At 50.0% G+C, this 19,306-nt stretch carries 11 protein-coding genes and 1 pseudogene; 4 read left to right on the forward strand and 8 right to left on the reverse strand.

The window, feature by feature from the left end:
- Positions 1–13: 13 nt before the first annotated feature.
- The 4 genes from EA392_13795 to EA392_13810 all read right to left on the reverse strand — a co-directional run bounded on the left by EA392_13795 (position 14) and on the right by EA392_13810 (position 8,432).
- On the reverse strand, positions 14–2,041 hold the full coding sequence (locus EA392_13795) for a hypothetical protein (protein TVR37004.1): 2,028 nt from the start codon (positions 2,039–2,041) through the stop codon (positions 14–16).
- 108 nt (positions 2,042–2,149) lie between these two features.
- Positions 2,150–4,042: a hypothetical protein gene (locus EA392_13800; protein ID TVR37005.1), complete on the reverse strand. Its 1,893-nt coding sequence runs from the start codon at positions 4,040–4,042 to the stop codon at positions 2,150–2,152.
- Positions 4,039–6,249: a hypothetical protein gene (locus EA392_13805; GenBank protein TVR37006.1), complete on the reverse strand. Its 2,211-nt coding sequence runs from the start codon at positions 6,247–6,249 to the stop codon at positions 4,039–4,041. The genes EA392_13800 and EA392_13805 overlap by 4 nt, the downstream gene beginning before the upstream one ends.
- 230 nt (positions 6,250–6,479) lie before the next feature.
- A complete protein-coding gene (locus EA392_13810) occupies positions 6,480–8,432 on the reverse strand; it encodes a tetratricopeptide repeat protein (protein TVR37007.1) in 1,953 nt (650 codons plus the stop codon).
- Positions 8,433–8,682: 250 nt separating this feature from the next.
- On the opposite strand from EA392_13810, the gene kbl reads away from it, so the two are divergent.
- From kbl to EA392_13830, 4 genes are all read left to right on the forward strand, one after another.
- A complete protein-coding gene (gene kbl, locus EA392_13815) occupies positions 8,683–9,879 on the forward strand; it encodes a glycine C-acetyltransferase (protein TVR37014.1) in 1,197 nt (398 codons plus the stop codon).
- Between the two features lie 65 nt (positions 9,880–9,944).
- Positions 9,945–11,405 carry an aminoacyl-histidine dipeptidase gene (locus EA392_13820; GenBank protein TVR37008.1) on the forward strand — a complete coding sequence of 487 codons (1,461 nt, stop codon included), beginning with the start codon at positions 9,945–9,947 and terminating at the stop codon, positions 11,403–11,405.
- Positions 11,405–11,647 (forward strand): hypothetical protein, encoded by a 243-nt coding sequence (locus EA392_13825; GenBank protein ID TVR37009.1) that lies wholly within the window; start codon positions 11,405–11,407, stop codon positions 11,645–11,647. The genes EA392_13820 and EA392_13825 overlap by 1 nt, the downstream gene beginning before the upstream one ends.
- A 119-nt stretch (positions 11,648–11,766) precedes the next feature.
- Positions 11,767–13,119 carry a hypothetical protein gene (locus EA392_13830; protein TVR37010.1) on the forward strand — a complete coding sequence of 451 codons (1,353 nt, stop codon included), beginning with the start codon at positions 11,767–11,769 and terminating at the stop codon, positions 13,117–13,119.
- Between the two features lie 122 nt (positions 13,120–13,241).
- Here the strand turns inward: EA392_13830 and EA392_13835 are convergent.
- The 4 genes and pseudogenes from EA392_13835 to EA392_13850 form a co-directional block, all read right to left on the reverse strand.
- A pseudogene (locus EA392_13835) lies at positions 13,242–14,321 on the reverse strand (3-deoxy-7-phosphoheptulonate synthase).
- A gap of 57 nt (positions 14,322–14,378) precedes the next feature.
- Positions 14,379–15,401 carry an alcohol dehydrogenase gene (locus tag EA392_13840; GenBank protein TVR37011.1) on the reverse strand — a complete coding sequence of 341 codons (1,023 nt, stop codon included), beginning with the start codon at positions 15,399–15,401 and terminating at the stop codon, positions 14,379–14,381.
- A complete protein-coding gene (gene rsmI, locus EA392_13845) occupies positions 15,398–16,114 on the reverse strand; it encodes a 16S rRNA (cytidine(1402)-2'-O)-methyltransferase (GenBank protein ID TVR37012.1) in 717 nt (238 codons plus the stop codon). Before rsmI ends, EA392_13840 begins: the two co-directional genes overlap by 4 nt.
- Before the next feature lie 338 nt (positions 16,115–16,452).
- On the reverse strand, positions 16,453–19,251 hold the full coding sequence (locus tag EA392_13850) for a T9SS C-terminal target domain-containing protein (protein ID TVR37013.1): 2,799 nt from the start codon (positions 19,249–19,251) through the stop codon (positions 16,453–16,455).
- Positions 19,252–19,306: the final 55 nt, after the last annotated feature.

Here is a 19,306-nt window from a genome sequence, read left to right on the forward strand (position 1 = left end):
ACTTTTTATCCAATCACTTTCTCGATTCTACAAACAGCATCCTCATTTTCCCTTTACCCTTTGCCTCAATCTCGCCCCGAAGTTCACAATTGAACTCATCTTTTACCAGCTCATATGTCGCTTCACTGATATTCACCTTTCCCACTTCGCCGGACGATTCCATCCTGGATGCCGTATTCACCGTATCGCCCCAGATGTCGTACTGGAATTTTTTGACGCCCACAATTCCGGCTACTACCGGACCAGTGTGGATGCCGATGCGGATTTCGAAATAGGGTAGGTTGTTGGCGATTTTACGCTGTTTGCCTTCCTCTACAAAATCCCGCATTTCAAGCGCTGCGCGAATCACCTTCACGGCGTGATCATTTGTTGGAGTAGGCAGTCCGCCCGCTGCCATGTAGGCATCGCCAATGGTTTTAATTTTTTCGATACCGTGTTTTTCCAGTATGTGGTCGAAAGCCGAAAAGCACTCGTGGAGGTCTTTGACCAGCTCCTTGGGTGTTAATACTTCTGATAATTGGGTAAAGCCTTTAAAATCGGTAAACAATACCGTTACAGATTCAATGAGTTGTGCTTCGGCCGAACCTTTTTCTTTGAGTTCCTGTGCAGTTTCTTCAGGCAAAATGTTGAGCAGGAGTTCTTCGCTTCGCTGCTTCTCTCTGGCAATTCGTTGTCTTTGTGAAAAAAACACGACAGCAAGCAGCAGCATCAAACCAAACCCGCCAATAAAAGCATTGCGCTCGAGGTTTTTACGCCTCAATTCTGCAGCGGCCAATGCATTTTGCTTTTCCTGCTCAAATATCAAAGCTGATTCTTTCTGAGCAAATTCATGTTCGTACTGTTGCTGCATCAAGGCGCGGGTATTCTCCTCATTGCGAATGCTGTCAGCCAGGGTGTTGTACATTTCATACATCTCCAGTGCAGCTTCCGGGTTTCCCAGTCTCTTTAATATAGAGTAGAGCTTTTCCGATGCGCGCATCATAAATTCCGCTTGTCCGATTTCACTGCTTAACTCAAGCGCCTTGCGGGCAATTTCCATGGCTTCGTAATCGCGCTGTTGGCGAAAATATACCTCAGCCAGATTTGCATAAATGCCCGAAAGCTCCACCCGGTCCTGTACTTCTTCGGCCAGTTCTGCAGCCTGCAAAAAATAATCTTCGGCAGATTTGTAAAGTGCCTGTTGATCATCACTATTATCACTGCTGTTTCCTTTCTTCATCGCCAAAGCGCCCATATTGTTCAGCGCATTTGCTTCTCCTTTCTTGTCCTTGATCTTCCTTCGTATTTTAAGGGCTTTATCATGTAGTTCCATTCCTTCTGCCAATAGGCTGTCTCGCTGGTCTCCTTTTGAAAAATCAGAAAATCTAATGGTTACATTTCCGAGGTTTGAAAGAGAATTGGCTAATTCACTTCCCTGCTTTTCTTTTTCATACCGCTCAATGGCAAGCAAATACCACTTTTGTGCTTCCCGGAGTGACTGCTGGTTTTCATTGGCCAAACCCAGACTGTTTTGCAAAGCCGCTATTTTGAGATTTACATCTTGGCCGGTTTTTTCAAGGCTGTCAAGCAGATGCAGGGCTGATTTATAATTTACCAGCGCCAATGGAATATTACCTAGTTGCTGGTAGATAATTCCCACGTTTGATTGCGAGGTGGCAATACCTATCATGGTATTCGCGTCTTTAGGTGTGGCGCGGGCGCGTTCAATATCCACGCCCAGGCTGAGTTCATAATTCTCTACTGCTTTTTCAAGATCCCCTTGCATGTGATGGGTGACACCAATACTGTTGTAAGCGCTGCTAACCTGCCTTTTCAAACCGAGTTTTTGGGCAAGTTCCAATTGTGCTTCGGCATAGTAGCGCGCAGTATCCGGAGCCTGCCTCAGGTAAACGCGCCAAACGAGATTGTGTGCTGCATTCAGGCGGAGCGAGTCGGGCAGAGTGGTGTCATTCCAAACATTGAGCAGTGAATCTTTTTGCGATTGTGCTTGAAAAGAGAAAAATAAAGCCAGGGTGAAACCCAAAAAATGCCGAAAACACATACTTACGATATTACTGAAATGATTGCAATTTAAGCAATTCTAACATGCTTAGAGAAAGTTTAACTTGCCCGCAACATACCCCGAAATACTTAGGGGTTTTTTGTCTAATCACTTTCGTGATTTTACAAACAGCATCCTCATTTTCCCTTTACCCTTCGCCTCAATCTCGCCCCGAAATTCACAATTGAACTCATCTTTTACCAGCTCATATGTCGCTTCACTGATATTCACCTTTCCCACTTCGCCGGACGATTCCATCCTGGATGCCGTATTCACCGTATCGCCCCAGATGTCGTACTGGAATTTTTTGACGCCCACAATTCCGGCTACTACCGGACCAGTGTGGATGCCGATGCGGATTTCGAAATAGGGTAGGTTGTTGGCGATTTTACGCTGTTTGCCTTCCTCTACAAAATCCCGCATTTCAAGCGCTGCGCGAATCACCTTCACGGCGTGATCATTTGTTGGAGTAGGCAGCCCGCCCGCTGCCATGTAGGCATCGCCTATGGTTTTGATCTTTTCCAGGCCGTACTTTGCGCAAATGTGATCAAAGGCGCTGAAGCACTCGTGGAGGTCCTTGACCAATTGCTTGGGGGTGACCAATTCGCTCATGGCAGTGAAGCCCTTGAAGTCGGTAAAGATCACGGTGACCTCATCGATGAGGCGGGCTTCGGCCTCACCTTTGTCTTTCAGCTCTTCGGCCACTTCGGCGGGGAGAATGTTGAGCAGGAGTGCATCGCTGCGGTCCTTTTCTTTTTGGACGATGGCGCGTGAACGCCGTGTGTAGCGCAGGCGGCTCCACAGCCCGAAGGCAAGCAGCAGCACAACGAAGCCCAGGGAGAGCACGATGTTGCGCGTGCGTTCCGCCTTGCTCTTCTCCAGCTCGCCCTGTAGCTTATCGGCGCGCAGCCCAAGGATCTCCCTGGCCTTCTTCTCGCTCTCATAGCGTTCCTGCATGTCGGCGATGGCTTTCACCTTCTCTGTATTGAGCAGGGTATCCTGCAGGGACTTGTGCACCCGCATTACCTTGTAGGCACTGTCGGCCCTCCCTGTCAGAAAGAGACATTGGCTGCGCACATCGGCGATTTTGACAGTGAGGCGAAGGTTCTTCAACGCATCTGCCAGCACCTGGGCTGAATCCAAATAGACCAACGCTTTCTCATACTTCTTCAAGTCGGAGTTCAGGATGGCCGTGTTGACGTACAGCCGGAGCAAGGCCTTCTTGTCATCGATGCTTCGGGCCAGGTTCATCGCACGTTGCTGGTAATGCTCCGCACTGTCGCGGTAGGCCTGTACTTCACTGTGAATACCCATCCACCCAAAATGTGCGACCATGTTCTGCAGCGCATTCAATTCGTTGGATACCACTCCTTCTTTTCGGGCATTGGCGAGCACATCGCGGAAGGCCTGCAAGGCCCCATCCAGGTCGTCCTGGTATGCAAGCGCGATGGCCCGGTTGGTGTACAGCCCATTGCGCGTGATGGAATAGGGCCATTTTTCGTTCCAGTTCCGCAGCGATGTTTCTGTAAGTTGCTGCACCTTCATGTATTCGCCCAGGGCCAACCATGCATTGCTGAGGGTTACATGGATGGACATCAGCACCAGGCTGTCGCAACCCGGGTGAAACAACTGCAGGGCGCGCTGAGCAACCGCGACGGCGGAGTCGGTTTGCCCGGTGAATTCGAAGCAATGGCTCCGCCAGGAGTGGATGTGGCTGGCGCGACACAGGTCCTTTGACTGCGTGAAGACGGTCAGCACTGAATCCAGCACGGGCAAGGTTTTGGTTGGCTCGGCGATGGCCTGATTGAGCTGCGCCTGATAAACGCTGTCGGCCCATGCCAATGCCCGATGATCAGCCTTGCCCTCCTGCGCAGTAGCGCCCATGTTATTAAGAAGGATAGCGACAAAGATGCCAACCTTGATCAGGAAGTGAGCATGTCTATGATTTGAATGGCATTCGGACATCGCAGATGAGACCTTTTGTTGAGTGGTGCTGCTCATTTTAGCTGCACAAAATACATCATTATTTCTCCTTTGCCTTTGGCTGCAATCTTGCCCCTATTGACAAAAGTGAATTCAGGGCCTGCGTTGCGCGAAGCCGAAGCAGCATCTTTCAAACGTTCGTAGGTGCTTTGGGAAATATTGACCTTGCCCACTTCGCCGCTGCTTTCCATGCGGCTGGCTGTATTCACCGTATCGCCCCAGATATCGTACTGGAATTTCTTCACTCCAACAATACCCGCCACCACCGGGCCGCTGTGGATGCCGATCCGCACTTCGAAGAAAGGGAGGCCTTGTTCGATCTTTCTCATTTTGCCTACGCGCACCACTTCGGCCATTTCGAGAGCGGCATTGACCGCATCCTGTGCATGGGTGGTATTGGGCGTGGGCAGTCCACCTGCAGCCATGTAGGCATCGCCAATGGTTTTTATTTTTTCGATACCATGTTTTTCCAGTATGTGGTCGAAAGCCGAAAAGCAGTCGTGGAGGTCTTTGACCAGCTCCTTGGGTGTTAATACTTCTGATAATTGGGTAAAGCCTTTGAAATCGGTAAACAATACCGTCACAGAATCAATGAGTTGTGCTTCGGCCGAACCTTTTTCTTTGAGTTCCTCAGCGGTTTCTTCAGGTAGGATGTTTAGCAGAAGTTCCTCACTGCGATCTTTTTCCTTCTGCAAAGCTGCCTTAGACCTTCGCACGTACTGTAGCCGATTGAATGCCGCGCCGGCCAGAAAAAGCATAAAGATACCTGAGGCAATGGCAATATTTCGGTTTTGGGTTTGCTTGCTCACTTCACGCTGATGGACCAGTTCCACGCGTAGTTTTTCTTCTTCGCGCATCAGGCTGTCGGCGAGCTGCCTGTTGGCAAACTCCATGCGCTCCAATTGCCGGATGGTTTCTCCGGCTTGTAAGCTATCGGACAAAGTAGATTGTCTTTCGAAATAAAGCAAGGCCCGGGCACTGTTGCCTATTTCGCGGTATGAGCGATACAGGCACTCGCAGGCATCCTTCTGGAATGAAATGGCGTCCATTTCCTCGGCCAACGCCAGGGCATCATGACACTGTCTAAGCGCCTGCTTAATGTCGCCCAAAGCGCTGTGAGATTTACCCATGCTAACCAGCGAGTTCACAACACCCTTCTTGTCTGAAATTTCCCGCTGAATTTCAAGGCTCCGCTCAAAAAAGCCAATGGCCTCCTGATGCATTTTTTCCTCGGCATAGACGCTGCCTATGTTGTGAAGTGAATAGGCCATGTTTCGCAAATCCCCGGCCGCCTCATCAATTTCGAGGCTCTGCTGAAAATACTCTCTTGCAGCATTAAAAATTTTCTGCTCTAGCGCAGAAGAACCTAAGCCATACAGCGCTAAAGAAATTCCACGCTGATCTTGTGTTTCTCGGCATAGGTACAAACTGCGGTTATAGTACTCATTGGCCTTTTCGTAGTCTTTCTGGTACCGGAAAATATTGCCGATATTATTGAGGGTAGTGGCCTTGCTGCTCATATCGTTCAAAGCATCGTAGTACCTCAGGGCTTTTCTGAACGACCTCAGGGCATTGATATAGTCTCCGCGCGAGTTATAGGTATTGCCAATGTTGTTCAATGTGGTTGCGATGCCCTGATTATCGCCAATTTGCTCTTTTACCTCAATGCTCTGCGCATAGTATTCCAATGCCTGCGTATAATCACCACGGTTATGGCTCAACATGCCCATGTTGTGCAGGGTGGAAGCAAGTGTTTTCATTTCTTCGCTCTCTCTGAGTATGGACACACTGCGCTCATATTGGGTTAACGCATCTTCGTATTTGCCCAATGCACTGAGAATTGAACCGATGTTGTTAAGCGAGCCCGCCATGCCGCGCGGGTCGTTATTCAGCGAGTCGGCTTGATAGGTGAGGTGGTAGTACTCGAGGGCATTTTTGTATTGCCCGCGAACCTGAAATGATGCACCCATGGTATTCAGGGCTACGGCTTTGTGTGTATTGTTGCCCGATAGTTCTGCAAGCTCTAATTGTTTTTGGGCGAAGTAAAAAGCAGAATCAGGCTTGGAAAAGAGATAGCCATGCCAGGCCAGGTTGTGCACTGCCTTCAACCGCGTGGAATCGGAAAGGCTTTCGTTACTCCACACAGCATAAAGGCTGTCGGGGTTTACATTGCCTGAAACCCGTGCGGCAAGCAGAATAATCAACACGGTCAAGGCATTTTTCATTGGCACAAGAGATTAATCGGTTGTGCAATTTATGAATTTCGGCCTTCGAAACCGCTTTTTCATCCATTCACAGGTTAATTCCTGAGTGAAACATAGACCAAAAATTCCCCTGTGAACTTTGCTAAACCTTAAAACAACCCGCCGCTAAGCATGTATCTCACTCTGCACTCTTCACTCAACAACTTTTCACTGACAAAACACCCCAAAATACTTCGGGACTATTTGCCCTATCACTTTCGTGAAACTACAAACAGCATCTTCAATTTCCCTTTTCCCTTGGCTTGGATTTCGCCTCTTTCTTCGAATGTGAATTCGTCTTTCACCAACTCAAAAGTGCTCTCAGATACATTCACCCTCCCAACTTCACCGCTGCTTTCCATCCTGGATGCCGTATTCACCGTATCTCCCCAGATGTCGTATTGGAATTTCTTAATACCCACAATTCCCGCCACCACCGGGCCAGTATGTACTCCGATGCGGATTTCGAAGAACGGAAGCCCCTCCGCTATTTTCTTCGCCTTGCCTTTCTCCACCACTTCGGCCATTTCCAGCGCGGCATTGACCACGTCCTGTGCATGTGTGTTGTTGGGAGTAGGCAATCCGCCGGCGGCCATGTAGGCGTCTCCAATGGTTTTGATTTTTTCGATGCCGTATTTGTCGCAAATGTTGTCGAATAATGAAAAACACTCGTGCAGATCTTTCACCAATTCTTTCGGGCTCAATTGCTCGCTCATGGCAGTAAATCCTTTGAAATCTGTAAAAAGCACCGTGACCTTTTCGATGAGCTGAGCTTCTGAATGGCCTTTCTCCTTGAGCTCCTGAGCGGTTTCTTCCGGAAGAATGTTGAGCAGCAGTTCCTCACTGCGTTCTTTTTCTTTGCCTATTCGGTTGCGTTGTACAAGAAACACTCCGGCAAACAGCAGCACCACAGCAAAACCGCCCATAAAACCATTGCGCACCAATTTTTGTCGTTGCAGCTTCTGCTGGGCAATGGCCTCTCGCTTCTCCTGCTCGGCAATGGTGGCGGCTTCTTTCTTGTCGAATTCGTACTGCATATGAATACGAGTGAGCTTCCTGGTATTTTCTGCGCTGTAAATGCTGTCTCTGGTAATAATCATTTGTTCATGATATTCCAGCGCTTTACTGGTGTTTCCCATTGCTTTGTACGCACGGTAAAGACAATAGCAAGCCCGGTTTTGTGCTTGTAAAGATCCGGTTTCTTCGGAGAGGGCAAGACTCTTTTTACAATAGTCCAAAGCGAGTTGGATATTGCCTTGACCAAGGTAATAGTTCCCAAGATTGGTCTGGGTACTGGCAATTTCGTGTTGCATTCCAACTTCTTCAAGCGTCGCCAGGGCTTTTTCATAGTTCTCTAATGCAAGCGGGTAGTTTTCCAGTTGTATGTAAAGGTGGCCTATACTTCTCAATGATGTGCCCACGCCATACATGTCGCCAATCTCCTCGTTTATTTCTAACCCTCTTTCATAGTATGCCAGGGCTTCAGCAGTCTTACCTTGTTCTTGATAAATACGGCCAATATTGCCCAACTCTACAGCTATACCTTGCTTAATCCCGAGTTCTTCATCAATCGCCAGTGCCTGTTTGTAGTATTCCAGCGCGAGGAGGTCATTTTTCTGAGAATGATATATATTGCCAATATTGTTCAGGCTCATGGCCATGCCCTCTTTGTTTCCAATTTCTTCGTCAATGGCCAAAGCTTTGTTGTAATGTTCTAATGCCTTCGGATAATTGCCCTGTTCTTCGAAAAGTACGCCAACCGCAATCTCTGCTTCTGAAATGCCCCATTTATTTCCAATTTTTTCATTTCCGGCAATCGACTTTTCCAGAGATTCCAGCGCCCTGGTGAAATCGCCTTTCATTTCATGAGCAATTCCTTGCAATGTGTACGCCTGGTTGGAAGCTATTGGGTAATTGCGCTCTTTGGCAAAAGCGTGCATAGCTTCTGTTAAAATATGTACACTATCTGGGTTGGAAAAAAGGTAACCATTCCATATGTAGGTCTTGTAGGCTTGTACCCGGACGGAATCGGGTTGGGAGGTATCTTCCCATACACTGTACAAACTATCAAGATTTTGCGTGAAAGCCGGTGGTGTGTGAAGCAGTATTAGCGAAAAACCAACAGTGACAAAAGCCGGGCGCAAAATATGTTTGAGGAGTTTCATTGACCAAGTGTACAATAAAATCTTTAAATCCTGATTGACGGACTGTTGAATTTATTGACCTTCGGTGTCTTGGCCGTCACTCATGCAAAAAGTATAGGAGTATAATAAAATGACACACTTAACTGAGCGTCCCCTTCCACTTTTCACCAACCAACTTTTCACTCCCTCCACGCCAATCACAGTGCAACGCACCATCAAAACCCACAATAATTTGCTACTTTCGCTTTCCCAAAAAATCACCACCAAATTTATGTACGGAAAAATCAAAGATCACCTTCAGAACGAACTGAAATCCATCGAAGAAGCCGGGCTTTTTAAGCGCGAAAGAATCATTACCAGTGAGCAGGGAGCCGAAATCACCCTCGATTCCGGGAAAAAAGTCTTGAACTTCTGCGCGAACAACTACCTTGGACTTTCGTCGCACCCCGAAGTGGTAGCCGCTGCCAAAAAAGGACTCGAGACCCACGGATTTGGAATGTCGTCGGTGCGGTTTATTTGCGGAACGCAGGATATTCACAAAGAGCTCGAGGCCAAAATCGCAAAATTCACCGGAACAGAAGACACCATTCTCTACGCTGCCTGCTTTGACGCCAATGGGGGGGTGTTTGAACCCCTGCTCAACGATCTGGACTGCATCATTTCAGACGAGTTGAACCATGCTTCCATCATTGATGGCGTGCGCCTGTGCAAAGCGGCTCGCTACCGTTACAAAAACAACAACATGGCCGACCTCGAGGCCCAGCTAAAGGCTGCGCAGGATGCCGGGCACCGCTTTAAGCTCATTGTTACCGACGGAGTGTTCTCTATGGACGGCATTGTGGCCAACCTGAAGGGCATCTGCGATTTGGCAGACAAATATGACGCCATGGTAATGGTTGACGAATGCCACGCAGCGGGTTTTCTCGGCAAAACCGGAAGAGGGTCCATTGAACACTGCGATGTGATGGGCCGCGTGGATATTGTAACCGGAACCCTCGGTAAAGCCCTGGGTGGAGCCATGGGAGGCTACACCACAGGACGTAAAGAAATTATTGAACTGCTGCGTCAGCGCTCACGTCCTTATTTGTTTTCCAACTCCTTGGCACCCTCCATCGTGGCGGCATCCATCAAGGTGATGGATTTGTTAGACGAGAGCACTGAACTGCGCGACAGGCTGGAGTGGAATACGAACTACTTCAAAGAGGGAATGTCAAAACTCGGATTCGACATAGTACCCGGCGATTCAGCCATTGTGCCTGTAATGTTGTACGATGCCAAACTTTCGCAGGTGATGGCCGACAAACTGCTTGACGAAGGCGTGTACGTCATCGGGTTTTTCTACCCCGTGGTGCCCAAAGAAAAAGCGCGCATCCGCGTGCAGCTTTCTGCGGCCCACTCGCAGGAACATCTTGATAAAACCATCGCCGCGTTTGAAAAAGTCGGAAAGGAACTGGGTGTAATCAACTAGAAGTTTCATAGCATTCAACGGGCTGCCGGTGTAAAGCGGCCCGCAAAAACCATCAACCCCATCGCATGAGCAATAACATTAGGAACCTTCAACCCTCATCTCTGTGGAATCACTTTGCCGATCTGAACGCGGTTCCACGGCCTTCTAAAAAAGAAGAGCGCGTGATTCAGTTCATGGTTGATTTTGGCAAGCGCCTCAATCTGGAAACCCTTGTGGACGAAGTGGGCAACGTAATCATCAAAAAACCTGCTACATCAGGCATGGAAAACCGGCAAACGGTGGTGTTGCAAAGCCACCTCGACATGGTGCACCAGAAAAACAACGATACCGTTTTTGACTTCGACACACAGGGCATCGAAATGTTTGTGGATGGCGATTGGGTGAGAGCCAACGGCACCACCCTCGGTGCAGATAACGGTTTGGGGGTAGCCGCAATTATGGCCGTTCTTTCATCCACCGATATATCTCACCCACCCCTTGAAGCGCTTTTTACCATTGACGAGGAAACCGGTATGACCGGCGCTATGGGGCTGAAAGGCGGATTGCTCAACGCGAGTATCATGCTCAACCTCGATACCGAAGACGACGACGAGCTCACCATCGGCTGTGCCGGAGGAGTTGACGTTACGGCAACGGGTAGCTACCGCGAAGTGGAAGTTCCGGAAAATTACGTGGGTTACACCCTCACCGTGAAGGGGCTGAGTGGTGGGCATTCCGGCATGGACATTCACAAAGGCCTTGGGAATGCCAATAAACTGCTCAACAGAATCTTGCATCACGCGGGCGCCCATATCGAATTGCATATTTCCGAAGTGGACGGCGGCGGATTGCGCAACGCTATTCCTCGCGAGGCAAAAGCGGTATTGGCGTTGGCCCCACATCATACCCAAAAATTTGAGCAGGCCGTTGCCGATATCTCCTGCCACATCATCTCAGAACTCAATCTCACCGACCCGGCGGCAAAAATTCTTTTGGAGCCTGCCACCCGTCCGCCAAAGGCGATGGATGCTTCATTTCAAAAGCAATGGATTCGCGCCATCTACGCGTGTCACAACGGGATTTACCGCATGAGCCCGGGCGTGGAAAACCTCGTTCAGACATCGAACAACCTTGCGCGCATGCTCGCGGAAGATGGCAGCTTCAGCATTCAGTGCCTGACACGAAGTTCGGTGGATTCTGAGAAACTCGATCTGGCCCAATCCATCCAGTCAGCATTGGAATGCACCGGTGCCGAGGTGACCTTTTCTGGGGATTACCCCGGCTGGGCGCCCAAAACCAATGCGGCCATTACACGAGTAATGGCGGAACTTTACCGTGAAATCTTCCAGAGCGAACCCTATGTAAATGTGTGCCATGCCGGACTGGAATGCGGTATTCTGGGTGCGAATTACCCCGATATGGAAATGATTTCGTTTGGGCCCAATATACGTGGTGCGCACTCGCCCGACGAGAAAGTGCAGGTTTCTTCCGTGCAGAAATTCTGGAAATTCCTGCTTGAAACACTTCGCCAAACACCCGCTGCCTGATGAGTACCTCGGCCAATATCAAGCTTATTTGGGATTTTCGTGGGCCGGATGCCGAAGGGCTAGCCGTACATCATGAAAAACACCTTGCGCAATATCGAGATCGGAACGGTATGAACCACAGCGCAACCGGATGCGATGAACTCGCGCCGAGGCACTGGATTGCATGGATTACGGTTGCTGAAATCGAAATGATTACCACACGCGATGCGCTTCGGCCCCACAGGGGAGAAAAATTAGTTTAGTACGATTTATCTGTCCAGAGAAAACAACCCGCATCAATTTTTTCCGTCATCACACCCGAACATCCAAATGGAAATTGTTGTATCTTCACCGGCTGCGAACGCCATGATAGCTAGAAAAAATGATTGAAATGCGACTGAAGAAACTGTCGAAAAGCCTGATGATTGCTTTGGCATTTATTGGGTTGATTTCCGCGTACTCCTGTAATCACAAAGACAATGAGGTTAAAGCCACATGCTTTGATGAAATTTTAAACCAGGAAGAAGAACGCGTAGATTGTGGAGGACCTAACTGCCCGCCATGTCCACCTACCTGCGATGACGGAATTCAGAACCAGGACGAAGAAGCACCCGACTGCGGTGGCCCCAACTGTCCGCCCTGTGGAACGTGTGATGACGGAATCCAAAATGAAGTTTGGGTGCCTGCGCTCAATATGTTCGTTATGGAGCAAGGTGTGGACTGTGGTTTCCCGTGTACCAATTTCTGCCCACCTTCTTGCGAAGATGGCATTCAAAACGGCGACGAGGAAGGGATTGACTGTGGAGGTTCCAACTGTCCGCCATGCCCTCCGCCCACCTGCTTTGACGGTGTATGGAACGGGCTTGAAACCGGTGTGGATTGCGGTGGTCCTGACTGCCCGCCATGTCCCACACCAACCTGTTTTGACGGTATTCAGAACCAAAATGAAACAGGTATTGATTGCGGTGGCGTTTGCCCGAATCAGTGTCCCGACGCAACTTGTTTTGACGGTATTCAAAATCAGGGTGAAACCGGAATTGATTGCGGCGGCCCCTGCCCAACTATTTGCCCTCCACCCAGTTGTAATGACGGTGTTCAAAATCAAGGCGAAGAATGGATTGACTGCGGTGGGCCATGTCCCAATGTATGCCCAACCTGTGATGATGGTGTGCAAAACGGGCCTGAAGCAGGAGTGGACTGCGTGATAGGTAACTACCCCGATTACGCAGGAGGAACATGTCCGCAATGCCCTACCTGTAACGATGGCATATTAAATCAGGGAGAAACCGCGGTAGATTGTGGTGGCCCGTTCTGCGATGATTGCGAAATGTACCTGAATGCCACTACAGTGGGAACATTTGCCTTTATTGGTGAGAACTTTCAGGTGCAACAGGCAGGTTTCGATCTGATCTTCAGCGCTACCCAAACAGCCGGTGGGCAAACACGAACGCTGCGCATCAAGGTACCGCTCAACCTGGAGATGTTTGCCACGGCCGACATTCAGATTTATCAACTCTCCCCTTCGGTAGAGCACATCAATTTTGGTGGAACGGTTTTCCAATCGGTCGAATTGGCCGGAAGCGAAATGGAAATTACCTTCAAAAATGCCGTACCTGAATCAGGACCAAACCGCATAGAAGGGGTCATCAATATGGTTCAGCTCAACAATGTGGATATTGTAACCGGTGGCACCACCGGAGCGCAAAACATCACGTTCGGAATCAACTACAATTAAGCGATTAACAACTTATTATAACACAAGCCGCCTCCACTTGGGCGGCTTTTTTTTGTAGCCATTTGTAAACTACCAAACGGTTGCAGTAATGGCGGGCGCCTCTGTAGATCGCCCTGTTTACTTTATCTTTTACTTGCCTCAGATCTGTTCATCACCTCCGTCTGCCGCACGATAGATGCTTTGTGCAATGACTGCAAAAGTTCGCGGATAAAACCTGCATCCAGGCCAAGGGCTTCCGACCACTCCAACCGCGTTCGCAAAATTTCCCTCCAGCGTTCTACCTGGTAAATGGTGACGTGGTTGTCGCGTTTGTACTCGCCGATTTCTTCTACCAGAGCCATGCGGGCGGCGAGTTTCTGCATCAGCTCTTCGTCTATCTGATCAATAGAGTCACGTAATTGCTCAAGACGATTCAGGAAAAAAGCATCCTCGGATGTTGCATACCGGATTTGCAATTTGCCCAGCATTTCTATGAGCGTTAAGGGCGTAATTTGCTGTTTTGCGTCGCTCAGGGCATTGTCGGGGTCGTGATGACTTTCAATCATCAGTCCCGAAAAGTTGAGGTCCAGGGCCTTTTGGGCAATCATCTGCAGCAAATCGCGCGAGCCCGCAATATGGCTCGGATCGCAAAGAACTTCCAGGTCGGGAAACAAGCGCTTTAATTCTATGGGAAACTCCCATTTGGGGTCGTTGCGAAAAGGCGTTTTCTCAAACCACGAAAACCCGCGGTGAATGGCTGCAATTTCTTCTATACCCGCAGCGGCGATGCGCTCCAGTGCACCAATCCACAGTTGCAAATCGGGGTTGATGGGGTTCTTCACCATCACCGGTATCTTTACCCCATTCAGGGCATCGGCAATTTCCTGTACCGAAAAGGGATTTACGGTGGTGCGGGCGCCAACCCACAACACATCTACACCTGCTTTGAGCGCGGCTTCTACGTGCTGGCCGTTGGCTACTTCGGTGGCGGTTTGCAAGCCGGTTTCGCGCTTTACGGTAGCCAACCACTCGAGCGCGATGGCTCCGTGGCCTTCAAAGGCGTTGGGTCGCGTTCGGGGTTTCCATACTCCTGCACGAAAAGCCTGAATCACTCCGCTGTTTTGAAGCTCGCGGGCAATGGTGAGCATTTGCTCTTCGCTCTCGGCGCTGCAGGGGCCGCTGATGATGTAAGGCTTTCCGTTACGTGGTATCCAGCTTTTCAAATAGAGTACTTTTTACGCTACAAAGATAGCAACTTAAGAGGGGGGAATGTTCACGGACTACCACCGCACTGCTACCTTCCCAATCGACGAACGGCCTTCGAGTGCCCGATGGGCGTCTGCAATTTTTTCGGCGGGCAAAATTTGACCGGATACCGGATTGATCGCGCCCTCTACATAAAGTTCCATTACGCGGTTCAGGCAATGCTGCACCACATCCGGGCGGTTGTCGGCCAACTTGAGCATATTCACACCCACCACAGATTTGGATTTCATCATCATAAACAGCGGACTGTAAAACCCGGTTTGCAACAACAATTTTAGGTTGGCAAATACACCTCCTTTGCTACCCATGCGGGTTGCCGCACCAAAGCACACCAAGGTTCCGCCTGAGCCGAGTAAATTGTAATCTTTTTTTATGGTGCTGCCGGCCAACGCATTGAAAGTAGCCGAGAGACGAGTTCCGTTCAGCCATTTGGCCATCGCAACAGCATAGTCCTCCGCACGGTAATTGATTGCACAATCCACGCCTTGTTTTTTGAGAAACTCGATTTTTTCGGGTGAGCCCGCAGTTCCAATGACTTTGCAGCCAAAGTGCCTGGCCAATTGAACCAGCGCCAATCCCACTCCACCCGCTGCGGCGTGCACAAGCACTGTGTCTCCCGGAAGCAGTTCGCGGCAATGCATAATCGCATAGTATGCCGTTGCGTACTGGGTTCCGAGTGTGGTTGCCCGGTCAATATCCAGCTCATCAGGAATGGGCACCAGCCCGCGGTGATCAGTTACCACTTTTTCGGCGTATCCGCCAAAACGCGTAAAGGCCAAAACACGTTTTCCCACCCAGGACGGGTCCACATCGGCACCTGTTTTTTCCACACGGCCTACCACCTCGTAGCCCAGGATACAGGGCAGAGGCGGGGCTTCGCGGTACAAGCCGTTGCGAGCCATTACATCGGCAAAGTTGAGCCCGAAGCCCTCTACAGCTACCGTCACCTGACGGTCTTTCATTTCGGGGTCAGGTGTTTCGCGGATTTCAAATGCTTTTTCGGCGGCGCCATATTGGGTAAGGAAAATAGCTTTCATGGTTGCTGAACAGGTTTGGATTTGTTTTTTGAATGACCGCCCACTACCAGCACAAATTCGCCTTTTACACCTTTGGCTTCAAAGTAGGCTAGCACTTCGGCGATGGTTCCCCGGTAGGTTTCTTCGTGCAGCTTGGTAATTTCCCTGGAAACAGACATGGGGCGCTCTGCTCCAAAGGTAGCAGCAAAATCGCCAAGGGTTTTCAGCAATTTGTGAGGCGATTCCAGGAAAACCATGGTTCGCTCTTCGAGGGCGAGGCTTTCCAGACGTGTTTTCCGTCCTTTTTTGGGGGGCAGAAAACCCTCAAAACAAAAGCGGTCAGTGGGCAATGCTGATAGTGTAAGGGCCGGAATGATAGAGGTGGCACCGGGCAGGGACTCAACCACAACGGCTGCTTCGGCACAGGCCCGCAGTATCATAAAACCGGGGTCGGAAATGCCGGGCGTTCCGGCGTCGGTAATCAGGGCAAAGACTTCGCCTCCCGACATTCGCTCTACGAGTCGCGAGGTGATCTTGTGCTCGTTGTGCATGTGGTAGGCCATCACAGGTGTTGTTACTCCGTAATGCTTGAGTAATTTAGAGGAGGTGCGCGTGTCTTCTGCCAGAATGATATCCACCGATTTCAGCACCTCAAGTGCCCGCAGGGTGATGTCTCCGAGGTTGCCGATGGGCGTTGGAACCAGATACAAACGGGTTGCTGAAGAAGTGCTCATGTCTCAGGCAAATGTAAGATTGTATTGCTTACGGTATCCACACGTCGGCTCATGAACTCTTCCGCTGGGGGCAGATTTGTTTACCGAACACCGTCCGCTTGAAGAAGGAATTATCACATCATCCAATCACCTCATAGCTAATTCCGTGCGCTGAGACTCTTCGTCTGGGCTCAGAGTGGACAGGATGGCGGTGCTGATTGGTGTCCAGGTTTGTACGAGCAACATTCTGCGATCGGCAAGAAATAGAGTTGCGCACGTAATCAGAACGCGGTTGGCGTTTCATTGTCTAATTGTCTAATCGGCTCACTGGCTCATTATCCAACCATCACATTACCACATCATCTAACCACCAACCTCAACACCTGCTCCTCGCCCTGTTCGTTGGAAACACGAATCAGGTAGGTGCCGGCACCGAGTTGCTGCTTGTCCAGGAACAGGCGGTCGGTTACGCGTTCCCATTGAGCAACCATGCGTCCGTTGATATCCAGGATATCAACATTCCAGAAGCGATTGCCCAACTCAATCGTAGCCATGCCATCGGTAGGGTTGGGGTACACCGCAATTTCGGGCTGTGAGGCGCTCATGACGCTGGTAATGATATTCACGTCAAAAGGCATGGCACAACCATCGCCGTAGCCCACAAGCACGGTGTATAAGCCCGATTCGGTTACATCCAGTTCCTGTTGGTTGGCTCCCTCGATGGCTTCTCCGTTGAGCAGCCACTGCCAGTTATCGCCATCGGGCGCAGTAAGCATATCTCCTTCCTGCACAATCTCTCCGGTGGGGGCTTCGGGCAGGTTCAGCACAAGTGTTTGGCTTACCTCACAAAGCGGATTGGATACTTCGAGCGTAATGGTGATTTCTCCGGCCTCGGGAATAAATTCCAGTTCACTTTCGGTACCCGCCAGATTATCGTTTACAGTCCAGGTGTACTCCTCGATGTAATCCATGTCGGATGCCAGTGTGAGCGGTTGCCCGGCACAGGCGTTGTCCAATGCGCTGAAAGCCGCCAGTCCGTCGCACGAAAAGATAGTGTGCCAGGTGGTGTTGGTAATAATGGGCGGATTTTCATCAAAGTAAATGGCTGCCGTATTGTTGATGACATCTCCCACAGGTACATCGGCCAGTGTTTGAACGCTGAACTTCAAAAATCCATGGCTTTCCGGCTCGTTGGTGGTGCTGTCAGGAAGATAGATTTCAGGAAAGAGAAACTCCGCCACCCCGTCTTCGTGGCGAATGGATGCAATCATATTGTGCGACGACATCAACGGTGTAAAGGTACCGAGGTCAAAACGCTCCGCGTCGAGCTCATCCACTACCAGCACGGTTTCAGCCGGGAAGTTTCCGGTATTCTGAAAGCGCACGGTGTACTCGATGATTTCTCCTGCAAGGATAAAATGGGGTTCGGCATATCCCACGGGGTCAGAGAGTTTGTCGTTGGGGTCATAGGCACACATTACCTGGTATTCCTGCTCCCATGTATCGTTGAATACTTCCATGCCTCCGTCATCCTGCAAGGTCAGCTCATAGGTGATGGAAAGCGTTTGCCCCACGTAATCAACGCCGGGCCCTTCAATAAAACCGTTGTATAGCAGTAGTTGACCAACAGGATGCCCGGTAACATCCCAGGTGATGGTTTGTCCGTCGATGGAGCTGGGCGCAGGTCCGGGAAAATGGGCATTGAGAGTAGGTGTGAGCGCATTGTCAAGCGTGAGAGTCAGGGTACCATTGAGTGAATCGGTGCCAATGTTGGTAATCATCAATCCCGGATTGAACCCATTGGTGCAGTGCAGAATTGGATTCCACATAAAGGTCTGAATATCAAATATAGGTTCAGTGCTGCTCACACCCAGATTGATGATGCCGTTGCAATCGGGGGCGTAAATGGGCACATTCACCGAGTTGGGCAAGGGTTCAAAGTCGGTTCCGTTGTTGACCAGGCTCATGGTTTGTGCGTCTCCCGTGGGGTAGGTGAAACTGTAATATCCGTTGGCGTCGGTAAAAACTGAAAGCCCGAGCGGCATGATTTCTATTTCCCAGTTGCCGAGTGTGGGCTCTGTGAAGCCGGTAGCGGTATCGTACTCACCGTTGCCGTTGATATCAAAATAGACGTGCCCGCTGATGCTCACGTCGCCGGTGTAGATGCATGAACCATCGTCGCAACCAGCATCGGGGTTGAAGTTGCAAGCCGCAGGGTCTGTACATCCTGCGTAAATACATTCGTAGTCGCAGATGGCATCTGGATTGTAGTTGCATGCATCTGGATTTGAGCACTGTACAAAGTTTGGGTCTGGAATCGTAGCAAAGCTTCCTTTTTTCAGAAACACCCCGGAATCCAACATACCATCCGCTACGTTGCATATGGCCAACTTGATGTGGTACACGCTGCCGCATTCTACGGCTGATTTAGCACTCAGAGGCACCGTAAACCCGCCAAAACAAATATCTGATGCCAGGCCTGTGCCGTTCGTCCCGCCATTATCAACAAAAAACTCATTATTGCACGGACAGGTTTCGCCGGTTCCGGGTGAAGTACAAGCTTGCCCTGCAGGTGTACCGTTGTTCACAGAGTTGATGGCAACAGGGCTTCCGTCATTTAGTGTTGCAATATTTTCGGCGTTATTGGAAAAAGGCCCTTGAATGCCCGGGCCACTGAGGAAGAAACCAAAAACATCGTTGAACGCGCTGCACACAAAGCTGTGGTACTCGCGCGATGCAAAAATGAAATTGAATTCAATCGAGTCGCCCTGAGGAATAAAATCAAATTCCACCACGGTAACATCGAATAAAGTGGAACTCCCATTGAGTAGTTGCAACAAATCTGAATCAGATCCATTGCCGGATCCGTCAGAGGTTGAGCCGCATGTCGTGATTCCCACATTTTTGGTGGTCATCACCATGCCTTCTTCAATAGGAAATAAGGGGCCCACCACTTCAAACGTTCCCACGCGTGGAACAACCTGGTTTCCATCAAGGCCGTTGTAGGTGATGTTAAAGGCCTCCACTCCCTCGCCCAGCAACATCTGGGACACGATTTCCTCTACCGTCATATCGGAAGATACCGTGGTTTGAGCAATGAGAGAACAGGGCAGCAGCAAGAGTGCTGCAGCGGCAAATAGGACGAGTACATTTTTCATGGTGAAGTGTGTTTGGTTAAGGTTTCGGTGCTAAACCGTCATCAGGATTGGTTTG

The organism is Cryomorphaceae bacterium (genome assembly GCA_007695365.1).
Lineage (GTDB): Bacteria > Bacteroidota > Bacteroidia > Flavobacteriales_D > SKUL01 > SKUL01.

Coding starts and splice junctions, on each gene's coding strand:
- EA392_13795 (TVR37004.1), bottom strand. CDS start 2,041: ATGTGTTTTCGGCATTTTTTGGGTTTCACCCTGGCTTTATTTTTCTCT.
- EA392_13800 (TVR37005.1), bottom strand. CDS start 4,042: ATGAGCAGCACCACTCAACAAAAGGTCTCATCTGCGATGTCCGAATGC.
- EA392_13805 (TVR37006.1), bottom strand. CDS start 6,249: ATGAAAAATGCCTTGACCGTGTTGATTATTCTGCTTGCCGCACGGGTT.
- EA392_13810 (TVR37007.1), bottom strand. CDS start 8,432: ATGAAACTCCTCAAACATATTTTGCGCCCGGCTTTTGTCACTGTTGGT.
- kbl (TVR37014.1), top strand. CDS start 8,683: ATGTACGGAAAAATCAAAGATCACCTTCAGAACGAACTGAAATCCATC.
- EA392_13820 (TVR37008.1), top strand. CDS start 9,945: ATGAGCAATAACATTAGGAACCTTCAACCCTCATCTCTGTGGAATCAC.
- EA392_13825 (TVR37009.1), top strand. CDS start 11,405: ATGAGTACCTCGGCCAATATCAAGCTTATTTGGGATTTTCGTGGGCCG.
- EA392_13830 (TVR37010.1), top strand. CDS start 11,767: ATGATTGAAATGCGACTGAAGAAACTGTCGAAAAGCCTGATGATTGCT.
- EA392_13840 (TVR37011.1), bottom strand. CDS start 15,401: ATGAAAGCTATTTTCCTTACCCAATATGGCGCCGCCGAAAAAGCATTT.
- rsmI (TVR37012.1), bottom strand. CDS start 16,114: ATGAGCACTTCTTCAGCAACCCGTTTGTATCTGGTTCCAACGCCCATC.
- EA392_13850 (TVR37013.1), bottom strand. CDS start 19,251: ATGAAAAATGTACTCGTCCTATTTGCCGCTGCAGCACTCTTGCTGCTG.